Genomic DNA, 9,415 nt, shown 5'->3' on the forward strand with positions numbered 1-9,415 from the left:
GGGTGACTTTTAAACTCCGATGAAGCGGCAAAAAATGATTGCCAGTTTTTGTCTAATCCTCTTAAAACTTGTTGGGAAACTTTAGCGGGTAAAGCTTGATACTGTTCTGTCTTTTTCATCAGAGAGGCCATCTGATTATAGGTCAAATAGCCATGGCCATAAATGAAGTTTTGTCGGATTAAATAATTGGCTGAGTTGTAGAGATTTTTAGAATGCCAAGATAAATTATCTATCTCAGCCCAAAATCGATGTCCTTTCTTGATAATGTGTCTTTCTGCTACTAACATATTATCCGTTGTCTTTTAACTCAGCGTCGGGTTTTGAAGGGTTGTCATCCGTTGTGATAATTGTACCAGAAGGCAATTGATAGCCTGTTAAATTCCCTTGTTTCCACCACCTCCAAGCCGTTCGATAACTTATTCCTGCTTTTTTTGCATAGTCTGATAGTCTCATGTCTATATATTACTATGCCTGACTATATCTGACTATATTTATATTGAAACTTTACAATACTTCACTGGCTAGAGTAGTTTCACCCATTGCTATTTCCTGACGCACCATCGCAGTCATCTGCTCCCATTGCTCATCTGTTGTGGCAGCAAAACTAGCTTCCCATTTTTGCTCGTCTTTCAACTCATCCAGAAACCGTGATGCGATTGCATCCTGTTGTTCGGGCGGAAGTTGTTGGATTTGAGCGATCGCCTGTTGCAGCAGTTTAGTCATAGGTTCATCGTAGTAAATACTGCAATCACATACAGTTCCTCGATTCTAACCGAAGTTCAGAAAAATTTTTCGTCAGACTCAGGAACTATCTAGGCTCCACTACGAACTTCCCATCGAGATAATGGCGATTAAATTGGTATGCCTTGGGCTAATTCCGACTCTAATTTGGCCAGAATTTTGGGTTTAAGTTCCTCCAGTTTCTGTTTTAACGTCTGCTTGCTAATTTGCGGGCTGCCCACTGGAGCTAATTGACTATCTCTCACCCATTGCTGCAAAATTTGGCATTGATTGGCGGGAATATTAGCGGTGATCACATTTTCACAGATTGGGCCACCTTCGAGGGAGAAAAATAAAATCCAGTATTGACCGGTTTCGGCAAGGGTTTTGGTCATTTTTTGACCCTGGGGGGTTTTTAAGTCCAAATAACAGGGCAACCAGCGGGGTCCCTGTTGACGATGATAGAGGACAGTAATCCAGAGAATCATCGGGTGGGGTGTGGGTAAGAAGAGGAATTGATTATAACGGACACTAGCAACCCGGACGGGGATATCTTCTCGATCCAACATTACCCATAAACTGGCAAAAACGCCGTCGGCAGCCTTGATACAGCGTGGGAAGACGATTTTTTGGCGCGGTTTATCCTCGGGCCAAATGGATTTGAGACAGATATCCTTGGTATTCGCGAGAGCAAGATCGGTTCGATCTAAATCTTCAAGGGTTTTAGTTTTGGTGGTGTAATCGTCGATTTTTTTGACTATTTCATCGATACGATGCAATTTATTCGGTTGATTATTTTTGACTAGGGGTTCGAGTCGTTCGAGAAGTTGTAGTATATCTGTAATACTTTGCGGTCGATCGCTGGGTGCTTTGGCTAAACAGCGCAGGATTAACTGTTCTAATTCTGGCGGTAATTGCAAGCTAGGATTAAAGGGACGGGGTTTAGCGTGGTGGTGAACCTCATACCAACTGCCAAAGGAGGAATTATCGGGAAAAAAGGGCGTTTTTCCCGTGAGCATCTCGTACATCACGATCCCGAAACTGTAGATATCGGAACGATGATCGAGTTCTTTACCTTCCATCTGTTCTGGGGAACAATAGGCTAAGGTTCCCATAAACGATTGGGTTTGGGATTCTCCCGACTGGATGAGTTGAGCGATGCCAAAATCGAGAATTTTCACCAATTCTCCTAATCCTGAGTCCTGAACCACGATAATATTGCTAGGTTTGATGTCCCGGTGAATAATCGGACAGATCTCGCCTTGGAAGATAATACCCTTATGAGCGCATTCGATGCCGAAACAAATCTGACGGGTGAGATGAAAGAAGCGCGAGAGAGGCAGCGGGTGATATTTGATGATTTCTCCTATGCTTTCCCCCTGCAAAAATTCCATGACGTAGAAGGGGACTTCCTTTTCATCTATACCATAATCACGAACTTTAACAATATGAATACTTTTTTCGCCTAAAAGTGCCGAAATAGTTGCCTCTCGCTCGAAACGCTCACGCATTCTTTTGTTGAGGAGAGTTTGCGAGAGAAATTTCACGGCGACGGTTACACCACCTAAGAGTTTATCTTCCGCTCGATATACTTGTCCCATGGCACCGCTACCGATCAACTCGACCAGTTGGTATCGATTGGCAAGCAGGCGCCGATGTCTAGATTCTGCCGACATAGCTAGTCTAACGTTTTAATTATAGTGAGTCTGATGGAGAGAGTTTCTTAAAGAACCGCTGCAATTCCTCAGTGATCAAGAGGACTTAACTCTAGAATGCCCTTTTTTTAGGCTAAAAACATGATTGTGAATATATATTGTCAGGCATTTTTAGCCATTGCCCCTAGCATAATTAATTTTTGGGGGTTGAAAAAAATGAAAAAACTAAGTATAAAGTAACATAAAATCTCTAAATAAACCATTTAATTGATTTTCCTCCCTCCTGACTGCTGCCTACTGACTCCTAAACAACTAATACAGGCAAATCCCTAACCCGCGTAAAACTTTTTTGCCGCAAGTGACCGATCTGCGTAATAATCCTTTAATAAAGATTTGTAAACTTGAAAATGATTATCCTTTCGCAGCGCTAGAGATTTAATGAGACGACTAATTGCGATCGAAAAAGCTCTGCTCATCGGTCATATTGTATCGATGGCTTTTGGACTAGCCGGATTGTTGCTAGTTCTGCCCCATCCCGAATTTGTGGTCAATTTACCAGATTTTGGCAAAACCTTCTTTGCTTGGTCAATGGCTGGGGGGGGTGTGGTGTATATGGTGTTAGGAATGGCAGCCGTGGCTGTTTATGCCTATCGGACTCTAGGAGTGTGGCACTGGTTAGGATTCATGGTTCCTGCTATCAGTTTATCCCTTTGTAGCGAACTATTAGGAACCAGTACCGGCTTTCCTTTCGGTCATTATCGTTATCTTTCAGGCTTAGGTTACAAAATTGCGGGTTTAGTCCCCTTTACTATCCCCCTATCTTGGTTTTATCTCGGTTTTAGTGCCTATATTATCGCTCGTGTTGGTTTATCCACTCTTGCTATACCCCAGTGGCTACAAAATCTAGGATCGATCGCTATCGGGGCGGTATTATTAACTTCCTGGGATTTTGTCCTAGATCCGGCCATGAGTCAAACTACCATCCCCTTCTGGATTTGGGAACAACCGGGGGCTTTTTTTGGGATGCCCTACGAAAATTTTGCCGGTTGGTTCGGTACGGGTTGTGTTTTTATGACGGTAGCCACTTTAATTTGGCAAGTGCAACCGGTGAAACTGCCAAGTCAAGATTTAACCCTGCCTTTTGTGATGTATTTGGGTAATTTTGGCTTTGCTACGGTCATGAGTATGGGTGCCGGTATTTATCCGCCGATTTTCTTAGGATTACTCACCGGTATTCTGCCTTTAACACTCCTCTACAATCGCGCCAAGGCTGTTGCTTCCGGGCAAACAGTGCCGACAAGCGAAGTAACAACCCTAAAAATCCCCGTTGTTTCGGTGAGAGGAGCCAAATAAGTTGTTAACTGAGATAATTCTCGGTGCATTCTGCCTGGGGCTACTGCTGTCTCAGGCTGTTGCCTTTTTTATCCTTCTTTCCCGTCTGCTAAAAGGGGCGCGTCGTCGTCCTCCCCTGACTCCCCAACCCCCCACCCCGGAGATGTTAGGGACAGTAAGCGTGATTGTGCCGACGTTAAACGAAGTGGCCAGGATTGACGGTTGTTTACAGGGATTGAGTCAACAGAGTTACGAAGTGCGAGAAATTCTGATTGTCGATAGCAATTCCCAAGATGGTACGCGGGAAAAAGTCAAGGAGATGGCGGCAAAAGACCCCCGCTTTCGCTTGAAAACCGATGATCCTTTGCCTCCCGATTGGGTAGGTCGTCCCTGGGCGTTACACAATGGTTTTTTGTTTAGTTCTCCTGAAAGTGACTGGATTTTGGGCATTGATGCCGATACCCAACCCCAAGCAAATTTAGTGGCTAGTTTAGTTAAAGCTGCGATCGCAGAAGGTTACGATTTAGTTTCCCTGTCGCCGCAATTTATCCTCTCCTATCCGGGAGAATGGTGGTTACAGCCGGCTTTATTGATGACTTTGCTCTATCGCTTTGATGCGGCCGGAGTGCGCGGGCAAGATCCCCAACGAGTCATGGCCAATGGTCAATGTTTTCTCTGCCGGCGGTCAGTTTTAGCGGCTTTAGACGGTTATAGCGGGGCAAAAGGTTCTTTTTGCGATGATGTCACCCTGGCCCGTCTAGCGGCAACGAAAGGCTATCGGGTGGGATTTCTCGATGGGGCGAAGTTGATTCGCGTGCGGATGTACGAAGGACTTAAGGAAACTTGGCGCGAATGGGGCAGATCTCTTGACCTCAAAGATGCCTCCTATCAGGGGCAATTATGGGGCGATTTAGCTTTATTAGCTCTTACTCAGGGATTACCGATAATTATCACCCCTTTACTGCTCACAGCTTTGATTTTTGGCTACAATTTCCTGAGTTTAAAAATTGTTTTGACTTTAAACCTGCTGCTGTTATTGATTCGCTTCGCCCTGTTGTTTGCCGTTTTCCCCAGCTACTATCGAGGGAAAAAAGTCAATCTATCTTCAGGATTATTTTGGCTATCTCCCCTCGCGGATCCGCTGGCAGTTATCCGCATTTTTATCTCTGCTTTTACCCGTCCCCAAAGTTGGCGCGGTCGATTGTATCAGTGAATTGGAAAATAAACATTGGGTGTATGAGGCTCCTCTAACGGTAGATTGATTCATGAATCAATCTACTATGAGAGCAAAAACCTGTACTCCTCTACTCCCTAGCTTACCTCATAAGCCATTAAGAGTAGCAAAAAAAAGAATTAGATTCGGAGAATGAATCAGCCCCAGTATTAAGGGGGAATTGGCACCCTCCTTATCAAGGGGGGCAGGGTAGGGTTGATTCATGAATCAACCCTACTATGAATCAACCCTAGAAGGCAGGGGGAGATCGAAGGCAAAATCTATCTTCTATGTAATTAGAACCACTTACTTAGAACAGCCTTAATTATACTAGCCTTTTCACTTAAAACTGAGGAATATGATTAAAAAGATAACGCATGACCACAAACTCCCAACAAAATAACGAATAGCCATAACCCTGCTGCTCCACCGTCCTCACCTGAGCTTGTAAACCCTTTAAGGAAAAATCAGGATTCCAACCCGCATATAAACCCACCCCCACCGGCACATACCGGGAAGCTGTCGCCAGTCCCGATCCCGAAAGACTCGCCGCCACCTGATTGGGAGTTTTCCGATAGATCTGTAAGACCACCTCATCCACAATCCCTTGACGCACCCAAGCCAACCAATTTTGATTATATTTATTCACCGCAAAAGAGTGAGGATTAGGCGAAAGACTCACCACCAACTTGGGATTAATCGCCTTGACATGATCGTGCAACTTGCGGGTTAAATTCGTTAAAGCCTGACTTTTATTACCAAAAACACGCGGAACTGCCCAATGATCATCTAACTGAATCCCCGCCAAATCTTTTTCTTTTAAAATATCTTCCATATTCCCCAAAAGATAGGCTTGTACCTGCGGATTCGCCGGATCTAACCAGACATTGGTTTCCACCACCGTCTTCCCTGCGGGCGTTTTTAATAGCCAATCTGGATGCTTTTTGGCAATGGGATCATTAGGGGATAACATCAAACCATACTCAAACCAAGCAAATGGTTTCAAACCCTGCCGTAAAGACTCCTTAACCGCTGCCCTCCAGGGATTACTCAACGGCGGCACAAACAACCAATTCGTCGGACGTTGGGAAGTCGGATAAAGTGTTCCCCCAAACCCATAAACACTAAAATACACCCGGTCATAACCCGATTGCGAAAGATGATTTAACACCTCATCTAAGGACGTAGTGTGATGTAACAATATCGTGCCAATATTGGTTAACCAAACCCCCTTCATCTGCTCATTTTCCACTGCCTTTCGGGGAGCCGCTTGGTGAGTAACCAACAACAAAAAAGCCACTCCAGCAACAATCCCAAACCTCTTTAGGTACTTGCTAAACTTAACCATGATTGCCGATTAATCCCACCAAGATATTTGATAATAGTATTATTTTAGTCCGATTTTTGATATTCAGTTCATCATCAGCAGGCCCTATTTAGTCATACTCAATCCGGTTATTAAAAACTGATTATCAGTGAACTAAAAAATAGATATCGGGTGTATTAGGCCCCCCTAACACACCCAGAAAAGATTTTAGGAAAAATTAACCGACCACACAGAGAATATCCGATGCGTGACTAGCGGTATTCACCTTGTCGTCCATATAGCTAATTTTGCCTTCCGCATCGATGATATAGGTGACGCGCTTAGAATAGCCACCACCATCGACATCATAAGCTTTGGTGATAGCACCATCGGTATCTACGAGCAATTGGAAGGGTAAACTGTATTTTTCTTTAAATTGTGCATGGGAACCCTGGTCATCCCTGCTCACCCCGAAGACTACTATTTCCTTGTCTTGGTATTGTTCGTAGTTATCCCGGAAGCTTTGCGCTTGCTTGGTGCAGCCGGGGGTATCATCTTTGGGATAGAAGTATAAAACTACGACTTTACCTTGAAAATCCGACAGGGAAACGGTTTTTCCAGTATCGTCGGTGGTGGTAAAGTTCGGTGCGATTGTTCCAACGGTTAAAGCCATAACTCCGATTCCTTTACAAAAGTTAATCTATATTGATCATAAGGGATGAGGGTCAAAAACAGGGAGAGGGGTGAAGAAGTCAGAGCATTTGTACTAAATTTTCCCGATCAGTTTAAATACAGTACAACTGAGAAGACGAACAACAAACCTCCAGAATTTGTCTTAGGATAATATTTGTCAGCTAAGAGGGGGATAATATGGGGCTATTCTGGTTAAAGGTGAGAACTTTTGGGCAAAATATCTTAATCGGTTTAGGTTTAGTCCTATTAATCGGTTTTTATCACAGCATCAGCGCTAAATCTGCCTCATTAATGATTGTTTATCCTCCCGATAATCATCAAACCACGGCCTCGAAAATCTTTTTTATTGGTTCTGCTCCTCCATCAGGTCAAGTTTTGCTCAATAATCAACCGATTCAACGCAGTGCTAAAGGATATTTTGCCCCTAGTTTTCCCCTAGAAGTTGGCGAAAATAATTTCACTATTCGCTATCAAAACCAAACTATTAATCGTCAAATAATTCGTCTAGATACTCAAGCAGTTATTCCCCAAGGATTAGCTTTTGCTGATAAGTCTCTCAGTCCTGCTGTCCATAGGACGAGGTTAGTGGGGGAATGGATTTGTTTTAGTGCGATTGCCACTCCCCAAGCTCAGGTTTCTGTGCAGTTAGGAGATAAAATCTTACCTCTTTTACCCCAAACTCAAACCACAAAACTGCCTAGTAATGCCGCAGTTTTAACTAATCTTAATCAAGCGAATTCCGAGGATAAAACTGGTTACTATCGAGGTTGTCAGCAGTTTAAGCAAGAGGCTAACTTAGGAAAACCTATTTTTACAGCACAATTAAATAATCGCTCGATTAGCCAACAAGGTCAAGGAGAAATTAACATTATTAGCGATCAAAATTTACCAGTGATTGAAATTATAGCAGTCCAAGGGGTAGCACGCACGGGGCCGGGTAGTAATTATTCCCGTTTAACTCCTTTACCCCAAGGCACGAAAGCGAGAGTCACTGGGAAAGAAGGGGATTGGTTACGGTTAGATTATGGTGGTTGGATTTTAGAGCGAGAAACCCGTTTAATGGTTAATGAAGTCCTAGATAATGCTAATATTCGTGGTCTCTCTTCTCGCAATATCAATCAAGCAACGGAAATTATTTTCCCCCTCTCCCATCCTGTACCCATCGCCGTGGCACAAGAGGATGATAAATTTATTTTGACCCTTTATAATACCATTGCCCAAACCGATACAATTTTTCTGGTGGATAATCCTTTAATCAGACGTTTAGATTGGCGACAAATTAACCCGACCACGATAGAATACACTTTTAATCTTAATCAAAAACAACAGTGGGGTTATAGTCTTCGTTATCAGGGGACAAATTTAATCTTAACCCTGCGTCATCCCCCGGAAAAAAGTGATAATTTACAGGGCAAAGTTATTTTATTAGATCCCGGACACGGAGGTAAAGAAACTGGTGCTGTCGGTCCAACGGGTTACACGGAAAAAGAGATTAATTTAGTTATGTCTAAATTAATTAAACGGGAGTTAGAAAAATTGGGGGCAACAGTTTATTTAACCAGAGAAACGGACATCGAACTATCCCTACCGGCACGGGTAGAGATGATTAATAATCTGCAACCAACCCTAGCACTATCGGTTCACTATAATGCTTTACCCGATGATGGAGATGCCTTAAATACTAAAGGAATTGGCATATTTTGGTATCATCCCCAGGCAGCGGATTTATCGGTTTTTCTCCACGATTATTTAACCAAAAATCTTAACCGTCCTTCCTATGGAGTATTTTGGAATAATTTAGCTTTAACTCGGCCTTATAGTAGTCCTTCATTGTTATTAGAGTTAGGATTTATGAGTAACCCTCAAGAATTTGAATGGATTACCGATACTCAGGCACAAAAACAATTAGCGCAAGTTTTAGCCGCCGGAATTAGCCAATGGTTTCAACAATCTGGGGTAATTGCTTCTAGTTAAAATTTAATGGCAATCGGAGGGAGATAAGCTTAAGTAGCTGGTTATAATTAAATTAAAAATGGATTTTAGGTTCGATCCCCCCTGCCCCCCTTGATAAGGGGGGTGCCGATAGGCGGGGGGATCCCCCCTGCCCCCCTTGATAAGGGGGGAAAACCAAGCCTTAGCTGGAAAGCCAGTGATAGGATTTGCTGGAGTCTTTATTTTAGTCTGAGGAAATTAAATCAAGTTCATGGAAAAAATGTTACCAGTGAACAGCAATCGGACAAAATAACTGCTAGATTACAAGGTATAGTCCATCACTCTCTGGTAGATATTCAAACAGCGATCGCTCTGTGAAAAAAATCTCTAGATTAGCCAACAACTAAAGATAGTTTACCTGAAAATTTGCTAACGGTTCACGCCCTTATAGACAACTTGATCGCAGCCCCCCTTATTAAGGGGGGATTAAGGGGGGATCAAAACCACTTTATTAAGGGGGGATTAAGGGGGGATCAAAACCACTTTATTAAGGGGGGATTAAGG

The 9,415-nt window shown here is 43.3% G+C and carries 8 protein-coding genes; 3 read left to right on the top strand and 5 right to left on the bottom strand.

Annotated elements, in window-relative coordinates; all coding sequences use genetic code 11:
• The 3 genes from EWV60_RS04900 to EWV60_RS04910 form a co-directional block, all read right to left on the bottom strand.
• A partial coding sequence (locus EWV60_RS04900) for a transposase (protein ID WP_353734377.1) occupies nucleotides 1-287 on the bottom strand: 287 nt, incomplete at its 3' end.
• Between the two features lie 217 nt (nucleotides 288-504).
• Nucleotides 505-723, bottom strand: a complete 219-nt coding sequence (locus EWV60_RS04905; protein ID WP_287231354.1) for a hypothetical protein — start codon at nucleotides 721-723, stop codon at nucleotides 505-507.
• Nucleotides 724-851: 128 nt separating this feature from the next.
• A complete protein-coding gene (locus EWV60_RS04910; protein ID WP_287231355.1) occupies nucleotides 852-2,396 on the bottom strand; it encodes a serine/threonine protein kinase in 1,545 nt (514 codons plus the stop codon).
• A gap of 417 nt (nucleotides 2,397-2,813) precedes the next feature.
• On the opposite strand from EWV60_RS04910, the gene cruF reads away from it, so the two are divergent.
• Both cruF and cruG read left to right on the top strand, forming a co-directional pair.
• Entirely contained in the window at nucleotides 2,814-3,728 is a 915-nt protein-coding gene (gene cruF, locus EWV60_RS04915; RefSeq protein WP_002755523.1) for a gamma-carotene 1'-hydroxylase CruF, read from the top strand.
• 1 nt (nucleotide 3,729) lies between these two features.
• Nucleotides 3,730-4,920 carry a 2'-O-glycosyltransferase CruG gene (cruG, locus tag EWV60_RS04920; protein ID WP_130758419.1) on the top strand — a complete coding sequence of 397 codons (1,191 nt, stop codon included), beginning with the start codon at nucleotides 3,730-3,732 and terminating at the stop codon, nucleotides 4,918-4,920.
• A gap of 343 nt (nucleotides 4,921-5,263) precedes the next feature.
• Here cruG and EWV60_RS04925 read toward each other — a convergent pair whose 3' ends face one another.
• Both EWV60_RS04925 and EWV60_RS04930 read right to left on the bottom strand, forming a co-directional pair.
• Nucleotides 5,264-6,268 (bottom strand): glycoside hydrolase family 10-like protein, encoded by a 1,005-nt coding sequence (locus tag EWV60_RS04925; protein WP_287231356.1) that lies wholly within the window; start codon nucleotides 6,266-6,268, stop codon nucleotides 5,264-5,266.
• 196 nt (nucleotides 6,269-6,464) lie between these two features.
• Nucleotides 6,465-6,899 (bottom strand): peroxiredoxin, encoded by a 435-nt coding sequence (locus tag EWV60_RS04930; protein WP_002736091.1) that lies wholly within the window; start codon nucleotides 6,897-6,899, stop codon nucleotides 6,465-6,467.
• Between the two features lie 197 nt (nucleotides 6,900-7,096).
• Here EWV60_RS04930 and EWV60_RS04935 point away from each other — a divergent pair, with 197 nt between their 5' ends.
• Nucleotides 7,097-8,893, top strand: a complete 1,797-nt coding sequence (locus tag EWV60_RS04935; protein WP_287231359.1) for an N-acetylmuramoyl-L-alanine amidase family protein — start codon at nucleotides 7,097-7,099, stop codon at nucleotides 8,891-8,893.
• Nucleotides 8,894-9,415: the final 522 nt, after the last annotated feature.

This window comes from Microcystis sp. Msp_OC_L_20101000_S702 (genome assembly GCF_007095705.1).
GTDB lineage: Bacteria > Cyanobacteriota > Cyanobacteriia > Cyanobacteriales > Microcystaceae > Microcystis > Microcystis ichthyoblabe_A.